Genomic DNA, 26,279 nt, shown 5'->3' with positions numbered 1-26,279 from the left:
GATGCCGTGCTCGCGGCAGACCTCCGCCGTCTTCAGGCCACGCTCCTGCTCAGCCAAAATCGCGATGATCTGTTCCTCGGTGAACCGTGATTGCCTCATGTCCGTCTCCTCTGTGACGGACTCTCCTATCAGATGAGGGAGTTTTCGGGGCTCAGGTCACTCCATCTGTTCCCTAAGCCCATATGAGCTCCGTTCCCAGCGATCTTCGGTAGGCCCACCTTCCCCACGATGACGTTCAGAAAGTCGTCACGGCGGATGGCAGAACCGTAGCAATAAAAGGAGAGTTAAGAGCGATGCGCGGAGAGCGGAGAGCGCAATTTCGTCATGACTGAAATCGGTTGTTCACTCCCGTCAAGGTAGGCATCCGACCCCTCAAGCGCCAATCACTTCTGGTGGAGTAGGCCTGATCTATCCGGCGGCAAGTTGGCGCAGCACGTATTGCAGGATGCCACCATTGCGGAAGTAGTCCATCTCGTTGTCGGTGTCTATGCGACAGATCAAGTTGCACTCCCGGATCGCACCGTCGGCGCTGGTAATCGTACATGCTACTTCCATACGCGGTGTCAGCCCAGTGGCCAGACCGCCGAACGAAAGTATCTCGCTGCCATCGAGGTCAAGGCTCATGCGGTTATCGCCATCCTTAAACTGCAAAGGTAGGATGCCCATGCCTACCAGATTTGAGCGGTGGATACGCTCGTAGCTCTCAGCAATAACCACGCCCACGCCGAGCAGATACGGCCCCTTTGCAGCCCAGTCGCGCGACGAGCCGGTGCCATATTCCTTGCCTGCCACAACGACCAGCGGCGTCCCGCTTTCGCCATAGGCCATGGCAGCATCAAAGATACTGGTCTGCTCGCCGGACGGCATCAGACGGGTCCATCCGCCTTCCGTGCCTGGCGCCATCTCATTGCGCAGGTGGATGTTGGCGAAGGTACCGCGCATCATCACCTCGTGATTGCCGCGCCGCGCGCCGTAGGAGTTGAAGTCTGCCTGTTTGACGCCGAGGCTAATCAGATAGTTGCCCGCTGAGCTATTGCGGGCGATGCTGCCAGCCGGCGAGATATGGTCAGTTGTCACCGAATCGCCCAGTATCGCAAGGATACGGGCGCCCGTGATATCGCCAATACCGCCGGGCTGCTCCGCCATGCCGAAAAAATAGGGTGGGTTGGCAACATAGGTGGAATCAGGCCAGTCGTAGGTCTGCGCCACGGACGTAGCTATCGCCTGCCAGTCCGCATCGCCCGAGAAGACGTCAGCATATTCGTCGCTATACATTTCAGGTGTAAGTGCCTCGGCTACTGCCTTTGCCACTTCGTCGCGGCTCGGCCAGATGTTGGCAAGCGTCACCGCATTGCCGTCTGCGTCTTCGCCGAGGGGGGTCGTGGTGATGTTCGTGCGCAAGCTTCCCGCCAGCGCATAGGCGACCACCAAGGGTGGGGAGGCAAGATAGTTGGTGCGCACCTGCTGGTGTACGCGGCCTTCGAAATTACGGTTGCCTGAAAGTACCGAGGAGACCACGAGATCGCCATCGTCGATGGCCTTACCGACGGCTGTGGGCAGAGGCCCAGAATTCCCGATGCAAGTGGTGCAACCATAGCCGACGAGATTGAAGCCAAGGGCATCAAGATCGTCCTGCAAGCCGGCGCGAGAAAGATAGTCGCTCACCACCTTGGAGCCTGGTGCCAGCGAGGTCTTAACCCAGGGCTTAACGTTGAGTCCCTTGGCACGGGCCTTGCGGGCCACTAACCCGGCACCGATCATGGCATCCGGATTAGAAGTGTTGGTGCAACTGGTGATGGCGGCGATGGTCACAGCCCCGTCTTCGAGGTCGTAGTCGGCACCCGCCACCGCTGCGCTCTTAGTGCTGCCTGGCACGCGGCCGAAGGCCTCGCTCAGCGTTTCGTCGAATGACGCTGCTGCGGCACTCAAGGCGACCCTATCCTGAGGCCGCTTAGGCCCAGCGAGGCTAGGCTCGACGGTCGAGAGATCGAATTCGAGTACCTTTGTGAATGCGGGCTCGGGTACATTTGCCTCGCGCCACATACCCTGGGCCTTAGCGTAAGCCTCAACCAAGCGGCAGCGCGCGGTATCGCGACCACTGAAGGCGAGAAAATCGATGGTCGCCTGATCTATTGGGAAAAAGCCGCAGGTGGCACCGTATTCCGGCGCCATATTGGCAATGGTAGCGCGATCGGCAATGCTCAGCGTATCAATGCTGGGACCAGTATATTCGACGAATTTGCCAACCACACCTTCAGCGCGCAACATGGCCGTGAGTGTCAGCGCCAGATCTGTCATCGTTGCGGTTTGCGGCAAGGATCCTGTCAAGGCTACCCCGATCACTTCCGGGATCAGCATTGAGATCGGCTGCCCGAGCATAGCCGCCTCGGCCTCAATGCCGCCAACACCCCAGGCTAGCACGGCGACACCGTTAACCATGGTGGTGTGGCTGTCGGTGCCAACCACAGTATCAGGATACGCGATGCTGCGCCCATTCAGATCCTCAGAAATCCAGACGGTCTGCGAAAGATATTCCAGATTAACCTGATGGCAGATGCCGGTACCTGGCGGCACAACACGGAAATTCTTGAAGGCCTGCTGACCCCAGCGCAGAAAAGCATAGCGCTCACGGTTGCGCTGCATCTCTATCTCGACATTCGCGGCAAAAGCGCTGTCGGAGCCAAAATTGTCGACTTGCACCGAATGATCGATGACGAGATCGACCGGCACCAAGGGATTGATGCGCTCGGGATCTCCACCGAGAGAGGCCACGGCATCGCGCATAGCCGCCAAATCAACCACCGCCGGCACGCCCGTAAAGTCCTGCATCAGCACGCGCGAAGGTCGATAGGCAATCTCGTGGCCGGTGCCCTCCCCGCTTGCCAAGGTGCGAATGTCATCTATGCCACCGCTGCCGTCATCGTCGAAGCGCAGCAGGTTCTCCAGCAGAACCTTCAGCGAGAACGGCAGCCGCGAGGGATCGCCGAGACCAGCCTCAGCAACCGCGGGGAGGCTAAAATAATCCACCTCCTGACCATCGATGGTAAAAGTGCGGCGAAGCGCGAGACTATCCCTACCAACACGTGACACGGCAAACCTCCGGGTAGCGCTTGAGGATCGACGGCCCTATTGGTTCATGGAGTCAAAGAATTCCTGATTGGTTTTCGTATTCTTCAGTTTTTCAAGCAAGAATTCCATGGCGTCAGTAAGGCCCATGGGCGTCAGAATACGGCGTAGCAGCCACATCTTCGATAAAGCGCCCTTCTCAACCAGCAGTTCTTCCTTACGCGTACCCGACTTACCAATATCGATCGAGGGATAGGTTCGCTTGTCAGAGAGCTTGCGGTCGAGCACGATTTCCGAATTGCCAGTACCTTTAAACTCCTCGAAAATCACTTCGTCCATGCGCGAGCCGGTATCGATCAGAGCGGTCGCGATAATGGTCAACGAACCACCTTCCTCGATATTGCGCGCGGCGCCGAAAAAACGCTTCGGCCGTTGCAGGGCATTGGCATCGACGCCACCAGTCAGCACCTTGCCCGAAGATGGCACGACGGTGTTATAGGCGCGCCCGAGTCGCGTGATTGAATCGAGTAGGATCACTACATGATGCTGGTGCTCAACGAGACGCTTGGCTTTCTCTATCACCATCTCAGCTACCTGCACATGGCGCGTTGCCGGCTCGTCAAAGGTAGAGCTAATCACCTCGCCCTTCACCGAGCGCTGCATATCAGTAACTTCTTCTGGGCGCTCGTCGATAAGCAGCACAATGAGATAAACCTCAGGGTGGTTCACCTCAAGCGAATGGGCAATATTCTGCAGAATAACGGTCTTACCAGTACGCGGCGGCGCTACGATAAGCGCACGCTGGCCCTTACCGATAGGCGCCACAAGATCAATGACACGACCGCTTTTGTCCTTAACCGTAGGATCGTCGATCTCTAGCGTGATCGCTTCGTCCGGATAGAGTGGTGTCAAGTTGTCAAAGTGGACCTTGTGGCGCGTAACCTCAGACGTTTCGTAGTTAACGGTATTGATTTTAAGCAGCGCGAAGTAGCGCTCCGCATCCTTAGGCTGCCGGATCTCGCCTTCGATGGTGTCGCCGGTGCGCAGACCGAAGCGACGGATTTGGCTCGGAGAGACATAGATATCGTCGGGACCCGGCAGATAATTCGCTTCCGGCGAGCGCAGAAAGCCGAAGCCATCCTGCAAGATCTCCAGCACACCTTCGCCGGAGATTGGTTGTCCTTGGTCGGCTAATTGCTTGAGAATAGCGTACAGCAAATCCTGCTTACGCATAGTATTCGCGTTCTCGACCCCAGCCTTCTCAGCATAGTCGAGAAGCTCCGTTGGAATCTTATTTTTTAGTTCCTTGAGGTTCATCGGTGCCTTGAATGGAGGCGTGTGCACAACGGGGGTGGGAAAGACAGCGGCAGTGATTCGTTTTCCGACTAACGCAGCGCAAGGCTGCCCATGGTCTCGAATCGCTAGCTGAGAGAGATCTTAGTCTGGAGTAGATGGTGCGCCCACTAGCGCAAACCCCGACGGCGCTCTTCTATCCTAGGCACTCAGCTAAGTCAAATCGCGCCTTAGAATGGTTTCGTGATAACGAGTATCACGATCCCGATCATCAATAAAGTCGGGACCTCGTTCGCGATACGGTAGAAACGTTGCGAGCGCTGATTGACATCGGCAGCAAAGTCTCGCCGCCAGCGAGCCATAGTCTCATGGATGACCGACATGGCAATAACCAGCACGAGTTTTACCTGCAGCCAATGCTCACTAATATCTATCATGGGCGAAGCCAGCAACAACAAGCCAAACAACCACGTCACAGCCATGGCCGGCGTCATGATAACCCGTTGCAGCCGCGACTCCATCACCTTCAGGGTCTCGGACAGTGCTGAGCCTGGCTCCGCCGTGCAGTGATAGACGAAAAGGCGCGGTAGATAGAGCATACCTGCCATCCAGGAGATTACGGAGATAATATGCACCGCTTTCAGCCAGGGATAGACGGTGCTGAGAAACTCGCTCATCGGATCCCCCCCGCCCGGCAGATACAACGCGACCATCTTTCTGGACATAGGCGCCCAGCATCCTGCAAGTTCGGCGCATCTACACGTGCTGCGCGCACAAGATTGGCCAACCCCTTGATAAAGGCAGGGTCCGTACCCAAAGCCGGGGCCCGTCTATAAGCAGTTACACCGCTGCTCTCTGCTAAAGCTCGATATTCAATATCAAGCTCGACAACGGTCTCCGAATGCTCCGAGACAAACGAGATCGGCATTACGACAAGCGACACACCGTCATTCCCTGCACGGCGAATTTCATCCTCTGTCGTGGGTCCAATCCAGCGTTGTAGGCCGACTCGGCTCTGATAACAAATTACCCAATCGAGATCGGCGGCACCAATAGCCTTGACCACCGCTCCAACCGTTTGTTCCACCTGCCACTGATAGGGATCACCACGTGCTATCACCGATTCCGGCAAGCCATGGGCGGAAAATAGTACTCGCGGCCTCTCGAGGCCTTCGAGAGCCATCGCAAGTCTCTCTGCGTGGGCATGTACCAAGCCATCCTCGGTCGGATAACAGCCAATAACCGCGCATGGCTGATCAAGGCCGTGACGTTGCCAGTCCACCAGCGATGACTCTGTGGTGGTAGTGGAGAACTGCGGGTAAAGCGGTAGCAATACAATCTCATCAGGTCGCCAGACGGCAACTTCCTTTGCCACAACCTCACTCATGGGGTGCCAGTAGCGCATACAGACAAAGACACGATAGCCGTCACCCAGTGTCTGCTCCAGCGCCTCTGCCTGCGCGCGGGTCAGTTCCAGTAATGGCGAGCATCCACCGATATGAGCATAAATCTCACGTGTGATCGGTGCGCGCTTTGTTGAAATTCGCTTAGCAAGCAGCCGCCTTAGTGGCCCGGGTAGTGAAATAATCGCTGGATCAGAAAAGAGGTTGAAAAGAAAGGGCTGGATAGCCTCTAGCGAATCTGGTCCGCCGAGATTAAAAATAATAACCGCTCTCTTCTTCACGTTGGACTACCCCGCACTAGCGAGATTAATTCAGCAACATTCTCAACAGGCGTGTCTGGCACTACGCCATGGCCGAGATTGAAAATAAAGCTGCGCCCAGCCATATCAGCAAGAATTTTACGTGCCGCCAAGGACATCTGCTCGCCGCCTACGACAAGCGATTGTGGATCCAAATTTCCCTGCACGGTAATGGCATCAAGCGCTGCACCCCATTTTGCCGGTATACTTGAATCCAAAGATAGTCCGTCAACACCTGTTGCCGTCGCATAGCCTTGATAGCCAATTCCAACTCCGCGTGGAAAAGCTATAATTGGCACATCGGGATAACGAGATTTAACACGTCGTGTGATCTCTGCCACTGGAGCCAAACAACAACGCTCGAAAGCCTCAGCCGGAACCACACCGGCCCAGCTGTCAAAAATCTGTAGTGCTTCAGCACCGGCTTTAACCTGTGCTATAAGATGCTCTGTCACCGCCTCGACAAGCAACATAAGCAAAGAAAAAAAACTATCTGTTTCGCTAACGGCCTGGCGCTTGGTAGTAGAAAAATCTCGGCTGGTGCCACCTTCAATCATATATGTAGCAAGTGTCCATGGCGCTCCGGCAAAGCCAATAAGTGTACAAGATTTAGGCAAGGCTGTAACAACCCGACGTAACGTTTCATAGACTGGCTCAAGATACTCGGTAACACTATCGACCGAGAGACTACTGTAGTCATCGATCGGCTTCAGCACTGGTCCCACACCTTCTACAAAACTTACATCAACACCCATGGCATCAGGTATTACGAGAATATCTGAAAAAACGATTGCCGCATCCATGCCATAGCGCCGAACCGGTTGCAGCGTCGCTTCAGAGGCGAGCTCAGGTCGATAACAAAAATTGAGAAAATCTACCGCCTCAGCCCGCAGCTCTCGATATTCCGGCAGATAACGTCCCGCTTGCCGCATTAGCCACACTGGTGGCTGTGATAACACTTCACCTCGTAACGCACATAACAGTGGCTTTCTCATTTTTCCACAGATCCTATGTTCTCTTTCTAGAATCTATTCTTAAATAGTAAGAAATATTGTTGTTGTAGATGGGCGAAAATCATGGGGATTATCTTTTATCCACAGATCTTGAGAAAGATTGGTGAATTGACATAGCTACAGTGGATAGTCCTGTTAGTAAGTGGCTCGAAGTCGCTATATATGTGAGTGTTAATTGTTGGGATAGGATTATTATGAAGCCACTTAACGGTGGGATTATCAACAGGGGGATAGTTTGAGCTATTCATGAGCAGTTTGTGCGTGATATCGGAAAAAATTGCGAGTTGCGCTAATGAGATCTAGATATCCCCAATCTCAGTGAAGTTATACACATGAGCGCGATACCCTTTCATCTGCATTTAATCTCAGATTCGACCGGTGAGACCGTAAGCACAGTAGCGCGTGCATCGATGGCACAGTTCTCAGTCGGTGATCCTGCGGAACATAGCTGGGCCTTGGTGCGTAGCTTAGAGCAGATAGAGAAGGTGTTGCAATCTATACGTTCCCATCCTGGTATTGTTCTCTACACTTTAGTCAAGCCGGAGCTTCGTCATGTACTGGAAGCTGGCTGCTACGAACTTAACGTACCCTGCGTTGACGTACTCGCAGGAGTTATGGACGTGCTAAGTAATACTTTGGGTACTGAAGTACAGCATACCCCTGGGCGCCAGCATGCTCTTAACAGTGAATATTATAATCGTATTGAGGCCATGCAGTTTGTACTTGCTCACGACGATGGGCATGCTATCGATAATCTGAATAAGGCTGATGTGATTCTAGTTGGTGTTTCGCGCACGTCGAAGACACCAACCTGCATCTATCTCGCCAATCGAGGTATTAAGGCTGCTAACGTACCTTTTGTCAGTAACTCGACTTTCCCTGAGGATAGTCTGGCCACGAGTACCGCTTTGGTTGTGGCCTTAACTACATCTCCGAGCCGTCTTGTGCAAATTCGTCGCAACCGTGTTATCGCTCTGAAAGATATGCGTAGTACCGAGTATACGGATCTTGATATGGTGCGACGTGAAATTAGCGATGCACGACGCATTTTCACACGTCATGATTGGCCAATAATTGATGTTTCTCGGCGGTCAATTGAAGAGACAGCTGCAGCGATCCTACAACTTTATCGCGCAATACCGGAAGAGATATGATTACCCTAGTGCTAGCTTCGGCTAGCAGCTCCCGCCACGTCCTTCTAAAAGCTGCTGGTCTTGGTGTAACAATCGATCCGGCGAACATAGATGAAAATTCTGTAAAGATGGAGATGGTGGCAGACGGTAGAAGTGCGGTAGATACTGCTTTGGTTCTGGCCATCCGCAAAGCTGCGGTGGTTTCGTCGCGACACCCTGGCGCCCTGGTTATTGGTGGCGATCAAATTCTTCACTGTGATGGGCGCTGGTTCGATAAACCCGAGACTACAGATCAGGCTAGGGCCCACTTAGTGACTTTGCGTGGTCGCCGACACGCCTTGGCAACGGCTGTCGCTGTGGTGCGGGATGGAGTGATACAGTGGCAGCATTGCGAGAGTCCCTATCTTATAATGCACGACTTTTCTGATGCTTTTCTTGAAAACTATTTAACCGCGGTAGGGGAGAAGGTCTGCTCGACTGTCGGTGCTTATCGCTTGGAAGAATATGGTGTGCATCTCTTTGAATCTATAGATGGTGATTATTTCACTATTCTGGGATTACCATTATTGGCACTCTTATCATATTTACGCGATCAGCAAATAGTAGAGTAATGATATATACGGGAAAAACAAAGCTTGCCGGTGTCATGGGCTTGTCGGTAAGCCATTCACGCTCACCGCGCTTACACGGCTATTGGCTCGAGCGTTATGGCATCGACGGTGCGTATCTACCTCTCGCAGTGTCAGAGGAGAGAATCGCTCAAGCAATTAAAGCACTGCCGGCACTAGGATTTGTCGGCTGTAATGTGACGGTGCCGCACAAGGAGAAGGCTTTTGCCGTGGTCGATAATATGGAGGAGACGGCACGGCGGATCGGCGCCGTCAACACTATTGTGGTTGAGAAGAATGGGAGCCTAACCGGTAGTAATACCGACGCTTATGGCTTCATAGCGAACCTTGGGGATTGCGTCGGCGAATGGCGGAATGATCAAGCCGCTTTGGTGCTCGGGGCTGGTGGAGCGGCCCGCGCGATACTTATTGGACTATTAGAGGCAGGCGTGCCGGCGCTACGCCTCACCAACCGCACGCGAAGTCGCGCAGAAGCTCTAGCGGACGAGCTCGCTGCGGGTATCGAGGTGGTAGCTTGGGACGCGCGCAGCGACGCTGTGGCCGGCTGTGGTCTGGTAGTGAATACTACCACCCTCGGCATGGTAGGCAAGGAACCGTTGGAAGTGTCGCTCGACGCGCTTGATGACGAGGCGGTTGTTGCGGATATCGTCTATGTGCCCCTTGAGACCGCTCTGCTGAGTACCGCGCGCGCGCGTGGGCTGCGCTGTGTTGATGGGCTCGGTATGTTGCTGCATCAAGCTCGCCCAAGCTTTGCTGCGTGGTTTGGGTGTGAACCCGAGGTTGACGAGGGCTTGCGGAACTTCATGTTGGCGGATCTGATGCCGTGAAAGCGCGGCGGCCTGTTGTGCTTGGTCTTACAGGCGGTATTGCTATGGGGAAAAGCCAAGCATCGGAGACTTTCCGCCGTCTCGGTGTAGCGGTGTTTGACGCCGATGCGACGGTGCACGAAATAATGGCGCCATGCGGACGGGGCTATGGCGCTGTGCAGGCGATGTTTCCCGGTGTCGTGGCCGAAAACGGCAGGATTGATCGCAAGCGTTTGGGCGCCATGGTGTTTGCCAAACCAGAAGACCTTAGACGCCTCGAAAGCGTCTTACATCCGTGGGTCAGTGAGGCGCGCGAGTGCTTTTTACGGCGAGCTAGAGCGCTCGGCGTACCACTCGTGGTGCTCGATGTGCCGCTGCTGTTCGAAACTGGTGGTGATAGCCGCTGCGACTATGTGGCGGTGGTCTCAGCGCCGAGCTTCGTACAACGCCACCGGGCCCTACGTCGGGCTGGCATGACCGAGGCCAAGCTCGCCGGCATTCTCGTGCGGCAGACGCCGGATGCGGAGAAGCGCCACCGCGCCGATTTTGTTATTCCTACCGGGCTCGGGCGCAAACTATCCTTGAGTGTGATCAAGCATATCTGCAAGATACTATCCGACCCCGGTCTGCTCAGACGTCTGGCAAGGAAACCGCGCGGTGCGTGAAATTGTTCTCGATACCGAGACCACCGGCCTTGATGCTCGTGGCGGCGACCGTATCATCGAGATCGGTTGCCTAGAGCTGATTAATCGAGCCGTCACTGGTGAAAGCTTTCACCATTACATCAATCCTGAGCGCGAGGTGCCGGCGGAGGCCGAGGCCATCCACGGCATCAGTACCGTTCATCTTGCGGGCAAGCCACTGTTCGGCGAAATTGTCGCAGAGATGGAAGCGTTTTTCGGCGATGCTAGGCTGGTGATCCACAATGCGAGCTTTGATCTCGGTTTTCTCAATGCGGAGTTTGAGCGCCTCGGCCACCCACCCATCGACACGGCACGTGCGATCGACACCCTACAAATGGCACGGCGAAAATTTCCCGGCGCGCCGGCGAGTCTCGATGCTCTGTGTAAGCATTTCGGCATAGACAACTCGGCTCGCACCCATCACGGTGCCCTGCTTGATGCGGCGTTGCTGGCCGATGTCTATGTGGAGCTAGTCGGCGGCCGTCAGGCGGGTCTCAATCTAGCGGAGACAGCTGCTGCCGAACCGGCCACCATAGCAGCTCGCAGCACCCGGCAGCCGCGCTCGCCTCGCTCCCACACCGCCAACGCTAACGAGCTCGCCGCCCATGACGCCTTTATCGAAACCCTGAAAAAGCCCGTTTGGCGACGGAACTGACTTGCGATGTCCTAATAACTTGCGATGTCCTAATAAAGGGACATCAGCTCCATTTTGTGTTTGCAACCTTGCCGATGTAGCTCAGGCATTATTTTGCTGACCGTTGCCGCCACTGGTTTCGGTTGCCGCCGCGTCCTGGGAGCGACGGTAGAGGGCCAGAAAATCGATCGGGTCGAGCATCAGGGGCGGGAAGCCGCCGTCGCGTGTGCAGTCGGCTAGCACCCGCCGGGCGAAGGGGAAGAGGTGGCGCGGGCACTCGATCATGACTAGCGGGTGCAGCTGCTCAGGCGTGAAGCCCGAAAGATGAAATACCCCGGCATAGGTCAGCTCCGCAACGAAGGCGACTTCGTCGCCACGCTTGGCACTGGCCGTGAGGATGAGCTCGATCTCGTGGTCGTCACCCTCCATGGATTTGCCGTTTACCGAGACCGAGATCTCAATCTGTGGGGCCGCGCTCTCGCGCAAGCTGGCTGGTGCGTGCGGATTCTCGAAGGATAGATCCTTCACATACTGGGTACGGATGAGAAGCTGCGGCTCAGCGCCGCCGGCGTGTTGTTGCTCGGCTGCCGCTTCGCTGGTCTCGTCGGCCATGGTTGATTTCCTGTTCTACAGAGGTTGGCGCTGGCTATCATGGATGAGGGAGGGAGACAACCTGATGAGGAGTGGAAAACAGCCTCGACCCTAGGCCACTAGCGTTTAGGCATGAGGGAAATGCGCAAATCGGACCAGGCGGTCGCCAGGGTGAGGTCGGAGGGCTGATGTCTCAGGTTTAGGCACGGCGCTGCACACCAGCGGCTTGATGGTGATCGGAACGTCGAGCGCTGCGGCTCTCCTGCGCCAGCTTGGGATCGCGGATTCTGGGATCGGTCGGCATCACGCCGGCGACGACATTGAGTTCGGATTCGCCATGCGGCGTCAGGATCATGACGAGCTGTCCTTGTCGCTTGGCGTGACGTCGCGGTACTTGCCTTCAAGTATATGCTCGCTGTGCAATCGCGATGCGGCGACACGCCTGCACAAATAGCCGAGCAGCAACCAAACCACTAGATAGCGCAACGGTGGCGCTAAGAGAAGCGCGCCAACCGTATCGCTGACAAAGCCGGGCAGGAACAGCAATATGCCAGCAAGCCCGAGCGCCAGGCCCTCGACTGTCTCGGCCACGGGCTCTTTGTTGCGGGCGAAGGCGGCGCGGATGCGTTTGGCCACGCCGGAACTCTGGATGCGCACGATGGCGACGCCGAGCACAGCCGTTAGTACTGTCACGACGACAGTGGCTGCGGCGCCGATCTCCTCGCCGATATAAACGAATCCTGCGATCTCGACCAAGGGCAGGCCGATAAGAAATGCTAAAAGCACCAACGCCACGCTTGTTCTCCTCTGTGCAAGCCCCCATGTGGGATACTTTACACGCCACCGCCAGTGGCTGGACCGACGGCGGCGGAAAGACTACAGTCAAGCTGCGCTGGCCGATAGCGCCTTAAGGGAGGCGTATTTCGCGCATGGCGACGGTGGCGAAGCCAGGTATGGCATGCAGGGACTACAGTTTTTCGACCTATTTATCTTCGCGATGATTGCGGCGTTCCTGGTGCTGCGTCTGCATCGCGTGCTGGGCCGGCGCACCGGCCACCATCCGCCGCCTGAGCATCACCGCCGTGATGCCGGCGAAGTGATACCGCTTCCCGATCGCAACGGACAGCGCGACGAGACGCTCGAAGAGGAGGGTGCACCGCCGCCGCCGCCGCGCCGCGGGCCGGCCGGTATGACCCAGATCAAGATCGCCGATCCTGGCTTCAGCGAGGGCCAGTTTCTCGACGGGGCGCGCTACGCTTTTGAAACAATACTGGAAGCGTACGCCAGCGGCGACAAACACAGCCTTAAGGCGCTGCTGGCTGGATCGGTCTACGAAGGTTTTGCTGACGAGATTGATCGTCGCGAGAAGGCCGGCGAGAGCCTCGAGACCACACTGGTTTCCTTTATCTTGGCTGATATTGTTGGCGCTGAGATGGCTGGCCGCAAGGCACAGCTGACGGTCAAGTTTCTGACCGAGCAGGTCAACGTGCTGCGCGACAGTGAGGGCGGTGTGATAGACGGCGATGCGGTGACAGTAGCGAAGATTACCGACATCTGGACCTTCGTGCGCGACACCCGCTCGAGCGATCCAAACTGGCAGCTCATCGACACCGACAGTGAGGACTGAGCGTCTCGCGGCATTGGTTCTGGCGGCGCTGCTTGCCGCCTGCACGCTCAAGGACAAGCTGCCGCTTGCCGAGCCTTCGTTACAGCTCACCCGCGTTTCCTTCGCCGCACTCCCCGGCTGGGGCTCTGACGACCAGGGCCAGGCGCTCGGCGCTTTGGCGCGCTCCTGTGATCGGCTGGCGAGCCTGCCTGACGAGCGCACCATGGGTATTGCTGGCCAGGTCGCCGACTGGCGGCCGATGTGTACCGCGCTGGCGGCCGGCCCGGCGGACGGGCGCGTGTTCTTTGAACACTGGTTTCGCCCGTATGCCGCCGCCGACGGCAAGAAACGCAAGGGTTTGTATACGGGTTACTACGAGGCCTCACTCAACGGCTCACTGACGCGAAGCGAACGCTACGCGACACCGTTACACCGGCGACCCGGAGAGCTGGTCATGGTCAACCTGGGTGATTTTCGCAAAGAGCTGGTAGGCGAGCGCATTGCCGGGCAAGTCGTCGATGGTCGCCTCAAGCCTTACGCCGATCGTGCTGCGATCGCCGCTGGCGCTCTCAATGCACGTGACTTGGAGATCGTCTGGGTGGACGATCCCGTGGACGCCTTCTTTCTGCATATCCAGGGCTCGGGCCGCATCGCGCTTGACGACGGGCGCATGTTGCGCGTTGGCTATGCAGCCCAGAACGGCCATCCTTACACTGCCGTCGGCCGCCTGCTGATCGCCCGTGGCGAGGTGACGCGCGAGGCCATGTCGATGCAGACGATCCGCGCTTGGCTCGACGCTAATCCCACCGGGGCTCAGGCGCTGATGAACGAGAACGCGTCTTATGTCTTCTTTGACGTGCTCGACGGCGATGGCCCGGTCGGCGCTCAAGGTGCGATGCTGACCGCCGGCCGCAGTCTGGCCGTCGATCGCCGCTTCGTGCCGCTGTCGACGCCGGTCTGGCTCGATACCACCACACCAGATGGGGCGCCGTTGCAGTCCCTGATGATTGCCCAGGACACCGGTGGTGCCATCCGCGGTCCGGTGCGTGGCGACGTCTATTGGGGTCATGGCGATGCGGCTGCTGATATCGCCGGGCGCATGAAGAGCGCGGGCCACGCATATCTGCTGCTCCCACGCGGGCTGGACGTCGAGTCCGCGCGGCGCTAGGTTCCGCCTCACCCGAGTTACCTGGTAAGGAACCATCGTTATGAACCGCGACGCGGTCGATGTCGGCCTCTTCGTGACCTGCCTGGTCGATCTGTTCCGACCCGGTGTCGGCTTTGCTGCCGTCAAGTTGCTGGAGACGGCGGGCTGTCGCGTGTATGTGCCTGAGAACCAGACCTGTTGCGGCCAACCGGCCTTCAATTCGGGCGACTTCAAGGGCGCGGCGAACATTGCCCGTGATGTCATAGCCACCTTCGAGAACTTCGATTGTGTAGTGGCGCCGTCGGGCTCCTGCGCGGCTCAAATCAAAGTTTATTTTCCCGAGTTGCTGGCGAGCGATCCCGTCTGGTCAGCGCGCGCCGAGTTGCTCGCCGAGAAGACCTGGGAGCTGGTCTCGTTTCTGGTCAATTGCCGCGGTGTTGAGGCGGTCGACGCTAGTCATCAGGGCACGGTCACCTATCATGATTCTTGTTCAGGCCTGCGCGAGCTCGGCGTTAAGGAGCAGCCGCGGAAATTGCTTGGCTCGGTCGTGGGCCTCAGTCTGAGTGAGCTGGAGGGAGCGGAAGAATGCTGTGGCTTCGGCGGCACGTTCTGCGTCAAATATCCTGAAGTCTCGGGCAAGATTGTCGGCCAGAAGACGGAAGCCGTCGCAGCTAGCGGTGCGCAGACTCTGCTCGCGGGCGATCTCGGCTGCTTGCTTAACATGGCCGGTAAGCTCTCGCGCGAGAACAGCGACGTCGAGGTGCGCCATGTTGCAGAGGTCCTGGCGGGCGAGAGCGGTCCGGCTATAGGACGCGGATGATGCAGGTCAACTCGTCCGCTTTCAAGGAGATCGCTCACAAGGCGCTGCACGATGACCAGCTACAGGAAGCGCTTGGCCTGCTGCGCACCAACTTCGGCGACGCGCGTGCCACTGCGGTGGAACGCCTGCCCGAGTTTGGGGCCCTGCGCAACGCCGGTCGTGATATCCGCAACCACACACTCGAGAACCTCGACCATTACCTTGAAGCGTGGGAGGTTAAGGCAACCGAACAGGGTGCCATCGTGCACTGGGCGCGTGACGGTGAGGAGGCACGGCGCATCATTCTGGGGCTCTGCCGCTCGGTCGATGCCAAGCTCATGGCCAAGAGTAAGACCATGATCTCGGAGGAGATTGCGCTCAATCCCTTCCTAGAGGATGAAGGCATCGAGGTCATTGAGACCGATCTTGGCGAATACATATTGCAGCTCGCAGACGAGCCGCCGAGCCACGTCATCGGCCCGGCTATCCACAAGACCAAGGAGCAGGTTGCCGACCTTTTCCGCGACAGCCACGCCGCGCTCGATCCCGCCCGCCGGCTGGTCGAGATTTCTGATATGGTGGGCGAGGCGCGCCAGGTTCTGCGCGAACGCTATTTCGAGGCCGATGTGGGCTTGACTGGCGCTAATTTTCTCATCGCCGAGACTGGCTCCTCGGTGATCGTCACCAATGAAGGCAACGGCGACCTCAGCCAGGGGCTCGCCAAGATGCATATCGTGCTCGCGACTATCGACAAGGTCATCCCGACCCTCAACGACCTCGCTACCGTGCTGCGCCTTTTGGCGCGCTCGGCCACGGGTCAGGAGATGGCGGCCTACACCACGTTGTCGACAGGCCCGCGGCGCACAGACGCGGAAGGGGGCCCCGAGTCCTGCCACGTGGTGATCCTCGACAACGGCCGTACGGGTTGGCTCGGCACGCCCTTCCAGGAGGCGTTGCGTTGCGTGCGCTGTGGCGCCTGCATGAACCACTGTCCGGTCTACGGCGCCGTCGGCGGCCATGCCTATGGCTGGGTCTATCCCGGTCCCATCGGCGCCGTGCTGACCCCGGCTCTGGTCGGCATCGAGCGTGCCCGCCACCTGCCCAATGCATCGACCTTTTGCGGTCGCTGCGAATCCGTCTGTCCCATGCGCATTCCCCTGCCCAAGTTAATGCGGGAATGGCGGCGCCAGGAGTTCGAAAGCAAGATACAACCACTCCGCCAACGCTTTGGTCTTGCCTTTTGGCGTTGGCTGGCGCAGCGTCCGGTGCTTTATCGCTGGGCAACCGCCATTGCCGTGCACGGCATGCGCTTGCTGGCTCGTGACGGCCGCATCCGCCGGCTGCCGCTGGCTGGCGCCTGGACCTCGGTGCGTGACATGCCGGCACCGGCGCGCCGCTCTTTTCAGAGCCAGTGGAAGGGTCGCAAATGAGCGCTCGCGACGATATTCTCGCCAAGGTACGGGCCGGCATCGGGCGCAAACCCGGTACCGACCGCGGCCCGCGCCCGGTGCCTGCTCCGATCCCCGCCCGCGGCCAGGTCGAGGGTGAGGCGCGCCTTGTGCTGTTTACCAAGCAGGCCGAGGCCGTCGCCGCAACAGTCGTGCGTATCCCTGATATGGCGGCGCTGCCGGCGGCCGTCTCTAATTATCTGGCAGGCCAGAACCTACCGGCGGCGATTATGGCGACGGCGGATACGGACTTCGACACCGTGCCCTGGAACACCCAGGCGATGCTGGAGATCACTCGCGGTACGCCGGGCATCGCCGATCAGGTCTGTCTGGCCCAAGCCGCGGCCGGCATCGCTGAGACCGGCAGCCTGGTCATGACCGCTAATGCCGATAACCCGCACATGGCAAGCTTCGTGCCTGAGACAGCTGTGGTGGTGCTGCGTGCGAGCCGCATCGAGGGCACTCTCGATGATGCCATGGCGCGGCTGCGGGTCACCGGCGACCTGCCGCGCGCTGTCAGCCTGATCAGCGGGCCCTCGCGCACCGGCGACATCGCCTTAAAAATCGAGCTCGGCGCCCACGGCCCGCGCCGCGTCCACATCGTGATCGTCGATGAGCCAGAGGCGGCGTGAGCGGGCCGGGCCCCCGCCGGGGCTGAGCCCTGAGGACCTAGCGCTGTGGCGCCGCGTCACGCGCGGCGACATACGCTTACCAGGCCGCGATGGCAACAACGAGGATGAGCCAGCGCCGGCAGCAAAAGGTGGTCGCCCGGCACGCCCGGTGAGCCAGCTGCCACCGGTGCAGCCGGGCCGCACGGCTGGGCTTGACAAGCGCAGCGCTCAGCGCCTGCGCCGCGGTCAGACCGCGATCGAGGCGCGGCTGGACCTGCACGGCCACACCCAGAGCGAAGCCCATCACGCACTGAATATCTTTATTGCCAGCCAGCAATCGGCCGGCCGCCGCTGTCTGCTGATCATCACCGGCAAGGGCGGGCACGGCGAAGGCGTGCTGCGCCAGGCGCTGCCGCGTTGGCTGGCCGAAGCCCCCAATGCCGGCCGTATTCTCGCCATCGAGCAAGCACAACCCCGCGACGGCGGCGGCGGGGCATTCTATGTTCTGCTAAGGAAGGCGTGGTAGTAAGGACGCGGAGGATTAGGGCGAACCATATCCGACTCAGATAAAGGAGCGGATCTAGATGCTTATTTCCGAACGGATTGCGGGTTCGTCAACGCTGGCCTGAAAGGCGACCTCTTAAATGATGCCGGCCGCAATCACAGAGGTAGCTTCGGTCTCGGAATACCACGCGGTGACAGAGCCCCCACAAGGAGTGATCACGGGCGAGTTGGTAGAGAAAAATGTATGCCGACCGGGGCCGGGCACAAGCCGAGGAGCTGCTGCGGAACGGTAATTGCTGGCACGCGCGGACTGCCCGACAGGGCGATATCGTTCGCTCACAGAATGAACTTGGTCAAATCCGCGTTGCGTACCAGGTCGCCGATGTTCTCTTCGACGAAGGCTGCGTCGATGGTGATGCTGGTGCTGGGCTTGTCGGTAGCGCTGAAGCTAATCTCTTCCAGAAGGCGCTCCATCACCGTGTGCAGCCGGCGGGCACCGATGTTCTCCACCCCGCTGTTGACCTCTGCGGCGAGGCTAGCGATGGTTTCGATGCCGTCGTCGGTGAAGTCGAGGGTGACCTCCTCGGTGCCGAGCAAGGCGGTATATTGCCGGATCAGGCTGTTCTCGGGCTCGCGTAGAATGCGCACGAGATCGTCCTTGTCGAGGGGATCGAGCGAGACTCGGATGGGAAGGCGGCCCTGGAGCTCGGGCAGCAGGTCCGCGGGCTTGGCCAGGTGGAAGGCGCCGGAGGCTATGAACAGAATATGATCGGTGTGCACTTGGCCGTGCTTGGTCGCCACCACAGTGCCTTCAATTAGCGGCAGCAGATCGCGCTGCACACCCTCGCGGCTGACATCGGCGCCCATCTTCTCGGTGCGGGCGCAGATCTTATCTATCTCGTCGAGAAAGACGATGCCGTTTTGCTCGACCGCAGTGATGGCCTCGCGCACCACGCGCTCCTCGTCGAGCAGACGGTCGCTCTCCTCCGCCATCAACACCTCGTAGCTCTCATCGATGCGCATACGCCGGGTCTTGGTGCGTCCGCCCATGGCTTTGCCGAGCATCTCGTTGATGTTGATCATCCCCATGCTGGCGCCAGGCATGCCGGGAATGTCGAAGGTCGGCATGCCGGGAATGCCGGCCTCCTGCACCTCGACGTCGATTTCACGCTCGGCGAGCGTGCCCTCGCGCAGCATCTTGCGGAACTTCTGGCGTGTCTCGGCGCTCGCCTTCTCGCCGCAGACCGCGTCGAGTACGCGCTCCTCTGCCGTCGCTTCGGCGCGTGCGCACACCGCGGCACGGTGACGCTCGCGGGTCATGGCGAGCGAGAGTTCGACGAGGTCGCGGACAATAGATTCCACATCTCGCCCGACATAGCCAACTTCCGTGAACTTGGTCGCCTCGACTTTGACGAAGGGCGCCTGGGCGAGGCGCGCCAGCCGGCGCGCGATCTCAGTCTTGCCGACGCCGGTGGGGCCGATCATGAGGATATTCTTGGGTAGCACTTCTTCGCGCAGGTCGTCATCGAGCTGCATGCGTCGCCAGCGGTTGCGCAGCGCGATGGCGACCGAGCGCTTGGCGTCGTTCTGACCGACGATGAAACGGTCGAGTTCGGAGACGATCTCGCGCGGGCTGAATTCGGTCATGCACTTTCTCCGAGGCTTTCGACGACGACTTCGGTGTTGGTGTAAACGCAGATATCGGCGGCGATACCCATGGCCTTGCGGGCGATGGTCTCGGCGTCGAGACCATCGATATCGATTAGGGCGCGCGCGGCGGCAAGCGCGAAAGGTCCGCCAGAGCCGATGCCGATGAGGCCGTCTGCCGGCTCCAGCACGTCACCCGTCCCTGTGAGCACCAGCGAGATCTCGGCATCGGCCACCGCCAGCATGGCTTCGAGGCGGCGCAAATAGCGGTCCGTGCGCCAGTCCTTGGCCAACTCCACACAGGCGCGGGTGAGCTGGTCGGGATACTGCTCCAGGCGGCCTTCGAGGCGTTCGAAGAGCGTGAAAGCGTCTGCTGTTGCGCCGGCGAAACCGGCCACGATGGCGCCATCGCCGAGGCGGCGCACCTTGCGCGCATTGGCTTTGATCACGGTCTGGCCGAAGGTCACCTGGCCGTCGCCAGCGATGACCACGGTATCACCTTTGCGCACCGACAGGATGGTGGTGCCGTGCCAAAGGCCATCATCTGTGGATGTCATTGAGAGCCTTTCCTGGAAAGCCCTTAGATTGGCTGTCCTGCGGCTTGGGTCAAGTGGCGGTTCCTGATACAAGGGCGGCGCGACAACTCAGGAGGCCCTGATGCGAAAGGCGACGCTTGAGCGCGCGACGCGCGAGACCAAGGTTCAAGTAACGCTCAATCTCGACGGCTCAGGCCGTTATGAGGTGGCGACCGGAATCGGTTTCCTCGATCATATGCTGGAGCAGCTTTCGCGCCACAGTCTGATCGATCTGGAAGTTAAGGCTGAAGGCGATTTGCACACCGACCAGCACCACACCACCGAGGACACCGGCATCGTCATTGGGGCTGCCGTGGCAGAGGCGCTTGGCGACCGCGTCGGCATCCGCCGCTGGGGTGAGGCTATGGTGCCGATGGACGAGACCCTGACGCGTGTTGCCATTGATCTCAGCCAGCGGCCCTACTTGGTCTGGCGAGTCGTACTGCCGCGGCCCAAAGTCGGCGAGGTGGACACCGAGTTGTTCAAGGAGTGGTTCCAAGCCTTCGCCCAGGCTGCTGGCGCCACGCTGCACGTGGAGAACCTCTACGGTGAGAACAGCCACCACATTGCCGAATCCTGCTTCAAGGGCCTTGCGCGGGCTTTGCGCGCGGCCGTCGAGATTGATGAGCGGGCGGCGGCCAAGGTGCCCTCGACGAAGGGGGTATTGGGTTCGGGTGCATCCCACGGCTAAGCCATGGCCACACGCCTTTACACTTATCACATGAAGGCCGGTAAAACATCGCCGGGTGAGGCGCTCGCACTGCGCGAGGGCTTTGCCTGGGGCGGCTTCTTATTCGGTGCACTGTGGGCGGTCTATTACAGGCTGTGGCTGGCTGCGTTGGCGCTGGCGGCGGGACACTTGGTGATCCAGGCCGCTGTCGGCGAGGGCTGGCTGCCGCTGGAAGTTGGTGCTACGGCGCTCTTGTTGCTTAACGTGTATGCTGGCTGTAGTGGCAATGATTGGCGGCGCGAAAAATATGAACGTAGTGGCTGGGTGATGGTGGGGTTGGCCTCGGGCCGCGACCAAACCGAGGCAGACCGCCGGTTCTTAGACGCCGTCTTCCAGCGCCGACCTGCACCGCAGATGGTGTTAGGATCATGACCGTCGCGATCATAGATTATGGTTCGGGGAACCTGCGCTCTGCGGCCAAGGCTTTCGAGCACGCCGCGAACGGCGAGCGTATCGTGGTCACGGCAAATGCCGACGAGGTTGCTGTGGCCGACCGCATTGTGCTGCCTGGCGTCGGCGCCTTTGCCGACTGCTTGGCGGGGATCGAGGCGGTGCCCGGCATGCGTGATGTCCTGGAAGAGGGAGTGTGTGAGGCGGGCAAGCCCTTCTTCGGCATTTGTGTCGGTATGCAGCTGATGGCGCGCCGTGGGCTCGAGCACGGCAGCCATGACGGCTTCGGCTGGATTGATGGTGAGGTGGCGCATCTCGAGCCAGACGATGCGGCAATCAAGGTGCCGCATATGGGCTGGAACGCGTTGACAGTAGAACATGAGCATCCGGTCTTCACTGGCATCGACCCGGGTGCTCACTGCTATTTTGTGCATAGCTATGCACTCGATGTTGTCGACGGTGAGGAACGCTTGGCGACAGTCGAACATGGCGGTGCCGTGACGGCGGCGATCGGACGTGATAATATGGTCGGCACCCAATTCCACCCTGAGAAGAGTCAGCAGGTTGGGCTTGCCGTGATCTCAAACTTTCTCGCTTGGAGGCCGTGATGGCGGAGTTATCCGTCAGCGAGGTGGAGCGCTTCGCCCGCGGCGAGCTGGCGGACCTCTGCGCCGCCACGGTTGCGGCGATCGAGGGCGGTATCGGCTTCGGCTGGGTCACGCCGCCGCCGCGGCAGAGCCTGGAGGCCTATTGGCGCGGTGTCATCCTGGTGCCCGAGCGCGTGCTGTTGCTCGGCCATGTGGATGGCTCGGTGGCGGGCTCGGTGCAGCTCATTAAACCGTCAGCGAATTTTGAGGCAGGGCATTTCGCGACGCATATCGACACTCATTTCGTGGCCCCCTGGGCGCGCGGTCACGGCCTTGCCCGACTACTGCTGGAGGCGGCGGAGACCGCGGCGTGCGATGCAGGCTTCCGCGTCATGCGACTTGACGTGCGCGTGATCCAGGAGCGCGCGATCAAGCTCTACGAATCATGCGGCTACGAACGCTGGGGCGTGCTCGACCGCTACCACGAGGTCGATGGCGAGATGATCGCCGGCGCGTTCTATATCAAGAATCTCTGATGGCGCTGACGCTGTACCCGGCGATCGATCTCAAAGACGGTGCTTGCGTGCGTCTCGTCCAGGGGGACATGGACCGCGCTACGGTGTTCTCCGATGACCCCCCGGGCCAGGCTCGCGCCTTCGCCGCCATGGGTTTTCGTTGGCTGCACGTGGTGGACCTGAACGGCGCCTTCGCCGGCCGTCCGATCAATAGCGAGGTGGTTTCCGACATTATCGCCGTGGGCGGTCTCAAGATACAGCTCGGCGGCGGTATTCGCGACCTCAGGGCGATCGAGCATTGGCTTGAGGCGGGTGTGACACGGGTCATCCTCGGCACCGTGGCCCAGCGCGATCCGACCCTGGTGCGCGAGGCCTGCCGGTTGTTCCCTGACCAAATCGCGGTTGGTATCGACGCCCGCGGGGGCATGGTCGCGGTAGATGGCTGGGTCGAGGTGACTGAGACCAGTGCTCGTGATCTGGCACTTGTTTTCGAGGACGCGGGCGCTGCCGCCATCATCTATACGGACATCGAGCGCGATGGTGCTATGAGTGGTATGAACGTGGAGGCCACTGTAGCGTTGGCACAAGCTGTGACGACACCGGTGATCGCGTCTGGCGGCATCACCTCGCTGGCCGATCTCGAGGTGCTAAAGACAGTCGCAGCAACCGGTATCGAGGGTGTAATTTCCGGTCGTGCGCTGTATGATGGCCGCCTATCTCCGCGCGATGCGCTAACGTTCTTAGCACGCTAAATAATGTTAAAAGTGCGCATCATTCCCTGCCTTGACGTCAAAGACGGGCGGGTGGTTAAGGGGGTCAACTTCGTCGATCTGGTCGATGCCGGTGATCCAGTCGAACAAGCGCGTCTCTATGACGCGGCGGGTGCCGACGAGCTTTGCTTTCTCGATATTACCGCCTCCTCTGACAATCGGAATATTATTCTCGACGTGGTCGCGCGCACCGCTGAGCAGTGCTTCATGCCGCTCACGGTCGGCGGTGGGGTGCGCGCGGTCGACGACGTGCGCCGCCTGTTGCTCGCGGGTGCTGACAAAGTCTCTATCAATACGGCTGCGGTCAACCGACCTGAGCTGGTGGCGGAAGCTGCGACTAAGTTTGGCTCGCAATGCATCACCGTCGCCATCGATGCCAAAGGCCGGGGCGACGGCTTCGAGGTCTTCACCCATGGCGGACGTAATGCCACTGGTATCGACGCGGTGGAATGGGCCAGCCGGATGGTCGATCTCGGCGCTGGTGAGATCCTGCTTACCTCGATGGATCGCGACGGCACCCGCATGGGTTTCGACGTGCGCCTGACCCGCGCAATCGCCGATGCTGTACCCGTGCCGACTATCGCCTCGGGCGGCGTCGGCACTCTCGACCACCTCATCGAAGGTGTCACTGAAGGTCACGCCAGCGCCGTGCTGGCAGCGTCGATCTTCCATTTCGGCGAATATTCGATAGCCGAGGCTAAGGCGCATATGGCCAATGGCGGCGTGGCGGTGAGAGAGGTGTGAGCTCGTTTTGATGAGCTTAGAAGTGACGGCTCATTCCTACCAAGAATCAAATGCGACGAGCATATGGACGGACAAAGACGGGTAATTGCTTAGTCTGTGGCAACCATCGACTTATGGTGTAGACCACATTTCGAAATGTGGCCGACTGCATAAAGAAGGGAGAAACGGCCATGTCGCAAGAAACACCAACACCGGATGATCAAGTCGCCAGAATTTTTGAATGGCGGCGTGGTTTCAATGCCATGCATCTGATCGATATCGGCGTCCGCCTGGGGCTGTTCGAGGCGATCGAGGCGGAGCCGGGTATCTCGTCCGGGGCGCTGGCCGAGCGGCTTTCTCTGCATGTGCCTTATGTCGAGACTTGGTCCGTCACGGCCTATTCCTTCGGGCTGCTCGAGGCCGACAATGAGACGCGCAATTGGCGCCTTGGCCCTCACATGGACCAGATTCTCGCCAAGCCTGGGCACCCGCGCTATCTCGGCGCCTATGTGCGCCTCGGCACCGATCACGCGACAGAGGACCACCGCTTCTGCCTCAAGGCCTTCCGCGATGGCGCGACGGTACCCTTTCAGGGCCGCAGCGAGGCCTTCGGCATGGCCGTTGCGGACTCGACTACTGGTTTGCAGGTGCTTAGCACGCGCAAACTGTTGCCTGAGCTAGACGGTCTCAAGGACCGGCTTGACGCGGGTGGGACCGTGCTCGAAGTCGGCTGCGGCATGGGCCGCCATCTGTTGCAGATCACTAAGGCATTCCCCGAGGCTAAATGCGTCGGTGTCGATATCGACCCCACTGGCATGAAGGCCGCGCGCGAGGCTATTACCACCGCCGGTTTGGACGATCGCGTGCAGCTAATCGAAGGCAATGTCGCCACAGCCGTGCTGGAAGGTGCGGCTGATGCGGTGGTCATGGTCGAGGTGCTTCACGAGATCGGGCAACCCATGCGCCAAAGTGTCATCAACGCCTGCTATCGTGCGCTTGGGCCGGGTGGCTGGCTGATGATTATCGACGAGACCTATCCGACGACGCTTGCCGAAGCCCGCGAGAAGGACTTCCTTTTCCCCGTGCAGACCGGCTTTGAAGAGCTCACCTGGGGCAACATCGTGCCTACCCGCGAGGAGCAGGAAACTTTGCTACAAACGGCGGGCTTCAGCGCCAACATCCAGCGCAGTATCATCGGCGAAGGCTTCACGGTGTTGGCGGTAAAAAAATAAGGAAGATGTCTTTGCCCAAGTCCGCGTATTGTTGCCTCTCGGGTAAGGTGCGAATCCGTCTGGTCTAATAGGCCTCTGGTGTACTTTTCCGAACACGTTGCTGGAGACCTTTTCTTACGACGTAGACCAGCCCCCACAAAGCATGGCGCGGCCGGGTGCGTGCGCCAGGGCCGGTATCAGCACCAGGCTGTCACCCGAGCAAGTGGCGTGCCTTGATGCCGACCACACGCGCTTGCTTGCGAACCGCTTCCCGACCAACCCGGTCTCGGGGCTGACCGCGTCTTCGCCATCCTCGCCTGGAGATGACACCCGCAGATAAATCTGTTAGCCAGCCTCGTATGGACAACAGCATACTCGACCGCATCGCTTTCAATGACGACGGTTTGGTTTCGGTGATCGCGCAGCAGCACGACACGGGCGAGGTGCTGATGCTCGCCTGGATGACGCGCGAGGCAGTGGCCGAGACGCTGGCGACGGGGCGTATTTGCTATTGGTCGCGGAGTCGTGGCGCCCTGTGGCGCAAGGGCGAGAGCTCGGGTCATATCCAGCGGCTAATCTCGCTTAGGGTCGACTGCGATGGCGATGCACTACTGGCCTTGGTCGACCAGACCGGCGTCGCCTGCCATACCGGCCGGCGCAGCTGCTTTTTCACCGCGCTTGACAACGGCGCCGCAGAGATCACGCCGGTGCTGGTGCCGCCGGAGACGCTCTATGGCTGACGCGGCGGACATTCTCGCGCGCCTGCAAGAGGTGATTAAAGCGCGCAAGGGCGGCGATCCTGAGACCTCCTATGTCGCCAAGCGCTTCGGCCAGGGCAGGACCAAGATAGCTCAGAAGGTCGGCGAGGAGGCGGTTGAATGCGCTATTGCCGCAGTCTCCAGCGACCGTGAGGCGGTGGTGGCGGAAAGTGCCGATTTGCTCTTTCACCTGATGATTCTGTGGGCTGATGCTGGGATCGCGCCGGACGACGTGCTCGAAGAGCTGGCGCGGCGCGAAGGCGTTTCTGGTATCACCGAGAAAGAGAGCAGAGAGCCCTGATGGCCTATGACGACAGCAATATTTTCGCACGCATTCTGAGGAACGAAATCCCGGCAGATAAGGTCTATGAGGACGAGCACGTGCTCGCCTTCCACGACGTTGCGCATCTGACACCGGTGCATGTGCTGGTGGTGCCCAAGGGTCGCTATGCGGACATGACCGCGTTCACCAAAGAGGCAAGTCCGGCCGAGGCAGCGGCGGTGTTCGCGGCCATCAAGGCCATCGTGGACCAGCACGACATCGCCGAAGGCGGTTACCGGGTGGTCAGCAATTGCGGCGAGCACGGTGGCCAGGAAGTTCCACACCTGCATTTCCATGTCATGGGCGGCCGCCAACTCGGCGGCATGCGGCGCAGCTCGTAAGAGGAGAACGCACTATCTGGCTGCACCCTTGACGGTATTGCCGGT

The 26,279-nt window shown here is 59.5% G+C and carries 32 protein-coding genes; 21 read left to right on the top strand and 11 right to left on the bottom strand.

The features are described from left to right. The 6 genes from QF629_10965 to hemE all read right to left on the bottom strand — a co-directional run. Positions 1 to 99, bottom strand: a 99-nt coding sequence (locus tag QF629_10965) for a transposase (GenBank protein ID MDP6014049.1), incomplete at its 3' end; no start/stop codon positions are given. A 309-nt stretch (positions 100 to 408) separates the two neighbouring features. After that, complete coding sequence (acnA, locus tag QF629_10960; GenBank protein ID MDP6014048.1) at positions 409 to 3,090, bottom strand: aconitate hydratase AcnA; 2,682 nt, start codon at positions 3,088 to 3,090, stop codon at positions 409 to 411. A gap of 36 nt (positions 3,091 to 3,126) precedes the next feature. Further along, the gene (gene rho, locus QF629_10955; protein MDP6014047.1) at positions 3,127 to 4,383 is read right to left on the bottom strand and encodes a transcription termination factor Rho; all 1,257 of its coding nucleotides are present in this window, start codon (positions 4,381 to 4,383) and stop codon (positions 3,127 to 3,129) included. Positions 4,384 to 4,589: 206 nt separating this feature from the next. After that, positions 4,590 to 5,036 (bottom strand): protoporphyrinogen oxidase HemJ, encoded by a 447-nt coding sequence (gene hemJ / locus QF629_10950; protein MDP6014046.1) that lies wholly within the window; start codon positions 5,034 to 5,036, stop codon positions 4,590 to 4,592. Beyond that, on the bottom strand, positions 5,033 to 6,043 hold the full coding sequence (hemH, locus tag QF629_10945; protein MDP6014045.1) for a ferrochelatase: 1,011 nt from the start codon (positions 6,041 to 6,043) through the stop codon (positions 5,033 to 5,035). Before hemH ends, hemJ begins: the two co-directional genes overlap by 4 nt. Next, positions 6,040 to 7,056, bottom strand: coding sequence for a uroporphyrinogen decarboxylase (gene hemE / locus QF629_10940; protein MDP6014044.1), 1,017 nt, complete (start codon positions 7,054 to 7,056; stop codon positions 6,040 to 6,042). The genes hemH and hemE overlap by 4 nt, the downstream gene beginning before the upstream one ends. Before the next feature lie 350 nt (positions 7,057 to 7,406). On the opposite strand from hemE, the gene QF629_10935 reads away from it, so the two are divergent. The 5 genes from QF629_10935 to dnaQ are packed head-to-tail and all read left to right on the top strand — an operon-like array spanning position 7,407 to position 10,980. Then, complete coding sequence (locus QF629_10935; protein ID MDP6014043.1) at positions 7,407 to 8,228, top strand: pyruvate, water dikinase regulatory protein; 822 nt, start codon at positions 7,407 to 7,409, stop codon at positions 8,226 to 8,228. Further along, positions 8,225 to 8,818, top strand: a complete 594-nt coding sequence (locus tag QF629_10930) for a Maf family protein (protein ID MDP6014042.1) — start codon at positions 8,225 to 8,227, stop codon at positions 8,816 to 8,818. Before QF629_10935 ends, QF629_10930 begins: the two co-directional genes overlap by 4 nt. Before the next feature lie 2 nt (positions 8,819 to 8,820). After that, positions 8,821 to 9,663, top strand: coding sequence for a shikimate dehydrogenase (locus QF629_10925; GenBank protein ID MDP6014041.1), 843 nt, complete (start codon positions 8,821 to 8,823; stop codon positions 9,661 to 9,663). Further along, positions 9,660 to 10,307 carry a dephospho-CoA kinase gene (coaE, locus tag QF629_10920; GenBank protein ID MDP6014040.1) on the top strand — a complete coding sequence of 216 codons (648 nt, stop codon included), beginning with the start codon at positions 9,660 to 9,662 and terminating at the stop codon, positions 10,305 to 10,307. Before QF629_10925 ends, coaE begins: the two co-directional genes overlap by 4 nt. Then, on the top strand, positions 10,300 to 10,980 hold the full coding sequence (dnaQ, locus tag QF629_10915; GenBank protein ID MDP6014039.1) for a DNA polymerase III subunit epsilon: 681 nt from the start codon (positions 10,300 to 10,302) through the stop codon (positions 10,978 to 10,980). The genes coaE and dnaQ overlap by 8 nt, the downstream gene beginning before the upstream one ends. A gap of 81 nt (positions 10,981 to 11,061) precedes the next feature. On the opposite strand, the gene secB is transcribed toward dnaQ, so the two are convergent. The 3 genes from secB to QF629_10900 all read right to left on the bottom strand — a co-directional run bounded on the left by secB (position 11,062) and on the right by QF629_10900 (position 12,345). Beyond that, on the bottom strand, positions 11,062 to 11,571 hold the full coding sequence (gene secB / locus QF629_10910) for a protein-export chaperone SecB (protein MDP6014038.1): 510 nt from the start codon (positions 11,569 to 11,571) through the stop codon (positions 11,062 to 11,064). Between the two features lie 178 nt (positions 11,572 to 11,749). After that, on the bottom strand, positions 11,750 to 11,905 hold the full coding sequence (locus tag QF629_10905) for a hypothetical protein (protein ID MDP6014037.1): 156 nt from the start codon (positions 11,903 to 11,905) through the stop codon (positions 11,750 to 11,752). Next, entirely contained in the window at positions 11,902 to 12,345 is a 444-nt protein-coding gene (locus QF629_10900) for an FxsA family protein (GenBank protein MDP6014036.1), read from the bottom strand. The genes QF629_10905 and QF629_10900 overlap by 4 nt, the downstream gene beginning before the upstream one ends. Positions 12,346 to 12,508: 163 nt before the next feature. Here QF629_10900 and QF629_10895 point away from each other — a divergent pair, with 163 nt between their 5' ends. From QF629_10895 to QF629_10870, 6 genes are read left to right on the top strand one after another with little or no spacing between them, the layout of a single operon-like run. After that, positions 12,509 to 13,177 carry a Tim44/TimA family putative adaptor protein gene (locus tag QF629_10895; protein ID MDP6014035.1) on the top strand — a complete coding sequence of 223 codons (669 nt, stop codon included), beginning with the start codon at positions 12,509 to 12,511 and terminating at the stop codon, positions 13,175 to 13,177. Further along, positions 13,167 to 14,324 carry a murein transglycosylase A gene (locus tag QF629_10890; protein ID MDP6014034.1) on the top strand — a complete coding sequence of 386 codons (1,158 nt, stop codon included), beginning with the start codon at positions 13,167 to 13,169 and terminating at the stop codon, positions 14,322 to 14,324. Before QF629_10895 ends, QF629_10890 begins: the two co-directional genes overlap by 11 nt. Before the next feature lie 40 nt (positions 14,325 to 14,364). Next, positions 14,365 to 15,123, top strand: coding sequence for a (Fe-S)-binding protein (locus QF629_10885; protein MDP6014033.1), 759 nt, complete (start codon positions 14,365 to 14,367; stop codon positions 15,121 to 15,123). Continuing rightward, positions 15,123 to 16,532, top strand: coding sequence for a lactate utilization protein B (locus tag QF629_10880; protein MDP6014032.1), 1,410 nt, complete (start codon positions 15,123 to 15,125; stop codon positions 16,530 to 16,532). Before QF629_10885 ends, QF629_10880 begins: the two co-directional genes overlap by 1 nt. Then, positions 16,529 to 17,182: a lactate utilization protein gene (locus tag QF629_10875; GenBank protein MDP6014031.1), complete on the top strand. Its 654-nt coding sequence runs from the start codon at positions 16,529 to 16,531 to the stop codon at positions 17,180 to 17,182. The genes QF629_10880 and QF629_10875 overlap by 4 nt, the downstream gene beginning before the upstream one ends. Continuing rightward, the gene (locus QF629_10870; protein MDP6014030.1) at positions 17,163 to 17,687 is read left to right on the top strand and encodes a Smr/MutS family protein; all 525 of its coding nucleotides are present in this window, start codon (positions 17,163 to 17,165) and stop codon (positions 17,685 to 17,687) included. The genes QF629_10875 and QF629_10870 overlap by 20 nt, the downstream gene beginning before the upstream one ends. Positions 17,688 to 18,001: 314 nt before the next feature. Here the strand turns inward: QF629_10870 and hslU are convergent, their stop codons facing one another. Next, positions 18,002 to 19,312, bottom strand: coding sequence for an ATP-dependent protease ATPase subunit HslU (gene hslU / locus QF629_10865; protein MDP6014029.1), 1,311 nt, complete (start codon positions 19,310 to 19,312; stop codon positions 18,002 to 18,004). Further along, on the bottom strand, positions 19,309 to 19,869 hold the full coding sequence (gene hslV / locus QF629_10860) for an ATP-dependent protease subunit HslV (protein MDP6014028.1): 561 nt from the start codon (positions 19,867 to 19,869) through the stop codon (positions 19,309 to 19,311). Before hslV ends, hslU begins: the two co-directional genes overlap by 4 nt. 100 nt (positions 19,870 to 19,969) lie before the next feature. On the opposite strand from hslV, the gene hisB reads away from it, so the two are divergent. The 10 genes from hisB to QF629_10810 all read left to right on the top strand — a co-directional run bounded on the left by hisB (position 19,970) and on the right by QF629_10810 (position 26,234). Then, complete coding sequence (gene hisB / locus QF629_10855; GenBank protein MDP6014027.1) at positions 19,970 to 20,578, top strand: imidazoleglycerol-phosphate dehydratase HisB; 609 nt, start codon at positions 19,970 to 19,972, stop codon at positions 20,576 to 20,578. A 3-nt stretch (positions 20,579 to 20,581) separates the two neighbouring features. Next, the gene (locus QF629_10850; protein ID MDP6014026.1) at positions 20,582 to 20,989 is read left to right on the top strand and encodes a DUF2628 domain-containing protein; all 408 of its coding nucleotides are present in this window, start codon (positions 20,582 to 20,584) and stop codon (positions 20,987 to 20,989) included. Continuing rightward, positions 20,986 to 21,615: an imidazole glycerol phosphate synthase subunit HisH gene (gene hisH / locus QF629_10845; protein ID MDP6014025.1), complete on the top strand. Its 630-nt coding sequence runs from the start codon at positions 20,986 to 20,988 to the stop codon at positions 21,613 to 21,615. The genes QF629_10850 and hisH overlap by 4 nt, the downstream gene beginning before the upstream one ends. Continuing rightward, positions 21,615 to 22,130: an N-acetyltransferase gene (locus QF629_10840; protein MDP6014024.1), complete on the top strand. Its 516-nt coding sequence runs from the start codon at positions 21,615 to 21,617 to the stop codon at positions 22,128 to 22,130. Before hisH ends, QF629_10840 begins: the two co-directional genes overlap by 1 nt. A gap of 5 nt (positions 22,131 to 22,135) precedes the next feature. Beyond that, a complete protein-coding gene (gene hisA / locus QF629_10835) occupies positions 22,136 to 22,861 on the top strand; it encodes a 1-(5-phosphoribosyl)-5-[(5-phosphoribosylamino)methylideneamino]imidazole-4-carboxamide isomerase (protein ID MDP6014023.1) in 726 nt (241 codons plus the stop codon). After that, positions 22,862 to 23,623 carry an imidazole glycerol phosphate synthase subunit HisF gene (hisF, locus tag QF629_10830; GenBank protein MDP6014022.1) on the top strand — a complete coding sequence of 254 codons (762 nt, stop codon included), beginning with the start codon at positions 22,862 to 22,864 and terminating at the stop codon, positions 23,621 to 23,623. Positions 23,624 to 23,793: 170 nt separating this feature from the next. Next, positions 23,794 to 24,834 (top strand): class I SAM-dependent methyltransferase, encoded by a 1,041-nt coding sequence (locus QF629_10825; GenBank protein MDP6014021.1) that lies wholly within the window; start codon positions 23,794 to 23,796, stop codon positions 24,832 to 24,834. Positions 24,835 to 25,172: 338 nt separating this feature from the next. Further along, on the top strand, positions 25,173 to 25,553 hold the full coding sequence (hisI, locus tag QF629_10820; protein MDP6014020.1) for a phosphoribosyl-AMP cyclohydrolase: 381 nt from the start codon (positions 25,173 to 25,175) through the stop codon (positions 25,551 to 25,553). Further along, positions 25,546 to 25,872, top strand: a complete 327-nt coding sequence (locus QF629_10815) for a phosphoribosyl-ATP diphosphatase (GenBank protein ID MDP6014019.1) — start codon at positions 25,546 to 25,548, stop codon at positions 25,870 to 25,872. Before hisI ends, QF629_10815 begins: the two co-directional genes overlap by 8 nt. Further along, positions 25,872 to 26,234, top strand: coding sequence for an HIT domain-containing protein (locus QF629_10810; GenBank protein ID MDP6014018.1), 363 nt, complete (start codon positions 25,872 to 25,874; stop codon positions 26,232 to 26,234). Before QF629_10815 ends, QF629_10810 begins: the two co-directional genes overlap by 1 nt. Positions 26,235 to 26,279: the final 45 nt, after the last annotated feature.

This window comes from Alphaproteobacteria bacterium (genome assembly GCA_030739735.1).
Classification (GTDB): Bacteria; Pseudomonadota; Alphaproteobacteria; order UBA7887; family UBA7887; genus UBA7887.
Note: the sequence above shows the minus strand (reverse complement) of the source record. Positions and strands in the feature narration are given on the sequence as shown.

What these genes read in the sequence shown, in the direction of transcription:
- QF629_10815 (MDP6014019.1), top strand. Translation starts at nt 25,546, where the DNA reads ATGGCTGACGCGGCGGACATTCTCGCGCGCCTGCAAGAGGTGATTAAA.
- QF629_10840 (MDP6014024.1), top strand. Translation starts at nt 21,615, where the DNA reads ATGGCGGAGTTATCCGTCAGCGAGGTGGAGCGCTTCGCCCGCGGCGAG.
- QF629_10880 (MDP6014032.1), top strand. Translation starts at nt 15,123, where the DNA reads ATGCAGGTCAACTCGTCCGCTTTCAAGGAGATCGCTCACAAGGCGCTG.
- rho (MDP6014047.1), bottom strand. Translation starts at nt 4,383, where the DNA reads ATGAACCTCAAGGAACTAAAAAATAAGATTCCAACGGAGCTTCTCGAC.
- QF629_10870 (MDP6014030.1), top strand. Translation starts at nt 17,163, where the DNA reads ATGAGCCAGAGGCGGCGTGAGCGGGCCGGGCCCCCGCCGGGGCTGAGC.
- hslU (MDP6014029.1), bottom strand. Translation starts at nt 19,312, where the DNA reads ATGACCGAATTCAGCCCGCGCGAGATCGTCTCCGAACTCGACCGTTTC.
- QF629_10850 (MDP6014026.1), top strand. Translation starts at nt 20,582, where the DNA reads ATGGCCACACGCCTTTACACTTATCACATGAAGGCCGGTAAAACATCG.
- QF629_10810 (MDP6014018.1), top strand. Translation starts at nt 25,872, where the DNA reads ATGGCCTATGACGACAGCAATATTTTCGCACGCATTCTGAGGAACGAA.
- hemE (MDP6014044.1), bottom strand. Translation starts at nt 7,056, where the DNA reads ATGAGAAAGCCACTGTTATGTGCGTTACGAGGTGAAGTGTTATCACAG.
- hemJ (MDP6014046.1), bottom strand. Translation starts at nt 5,036, where the DNA reads ATGAGCGAGTTTCTCAGCACCGTCTATCCCTGGCTGAAAGCGGTGCAT.
- QF629_10895 (MDP6014035.1), top strand. Translation starts at nt 12,509, where the DNA reads ATGCAGGGACTACAGTTTTTCGACCTATTTATCTTCGCGATGATTGCG.
- hisB (MDP6014027.1), top strand. Translation starts at nt 19,970, where the DNA reads ATGCGAAAGGCGACGCTTGAGCGCGCGACGCGCGAGACCAAGGTTCAA.
- QF629_10905 (MDP6014037.1), bottom strand. Translation starts at nt 11,905, where the DNA reads ATGATCCTGACGCCGCATGGCGAATCCGAACTCAATGTCGTCGCCGGC.
- QF629_10875 (MDP6014031.1), top strand. Translation starts at nt 16,529, where the DNA reads ATGAGCGCTCGCGACGATATTCTCGCCAAGGTACGGGCCGGCATCGGG.
- secB (MDP6014038.1), bottom strand. Translation starts at nt 11,571, where the DNA reads ATGGCCGACGAGACCAGCGAAGCGGCAGCCGAGCAACAACACGCCGGC.
- hisH (MDP6014025.1), top strand. Translation starts at nt 20,986, where the DNA reads ATGACCGTCGCGATCATAGATTATGGTTCGGGGAACCTGCGCTCTGCG.
- hslV (MDP6014028.1), bottom strand. Translation starts at nt 19,869, where the DNA reads ATGACATCCACAGATGATGGCCTTTGGCACGGCACCACCATCCTGTCG.
- QF629_10930 (MDP6014042.1), top strand. Translation starts at nt 8,225, where the DNA reads ATGATTACCCTAGTGCTAGCTTCGGCTAGCAGCTCCCGCCACGTCCTT.
- QF629_10885 (MDP6014033.1), top strand. Translation starts at nt 14,365, where the DNA reads ATGAACCGCGACGCGGTCGATGTCGGCCTCTTCGTGACCTGCCTGGTC.
- hisI (MDP6014020.1), top strand. Translation starts at nt 25,173, where the DNA reads ATGGACAACAGCATACTCGACCGCATCGCTTTCAATGACGACGGTTTG.
- QF629_10935 (MDP6014043.1), top strand. Translation starts at nt 7,407, where the DNA reads ATGAGCGCGATACCCTTTCATCTGCATTTAATCTCAGATTCGACCGGT.
- QF629_10825 (MDP6014021.1), top strand. Translation starts at nt 23,794, where the DNA reads ATGTCGCAAGAAACACCAACACCGGATGATCAAGTCGCCAGAATTTTT.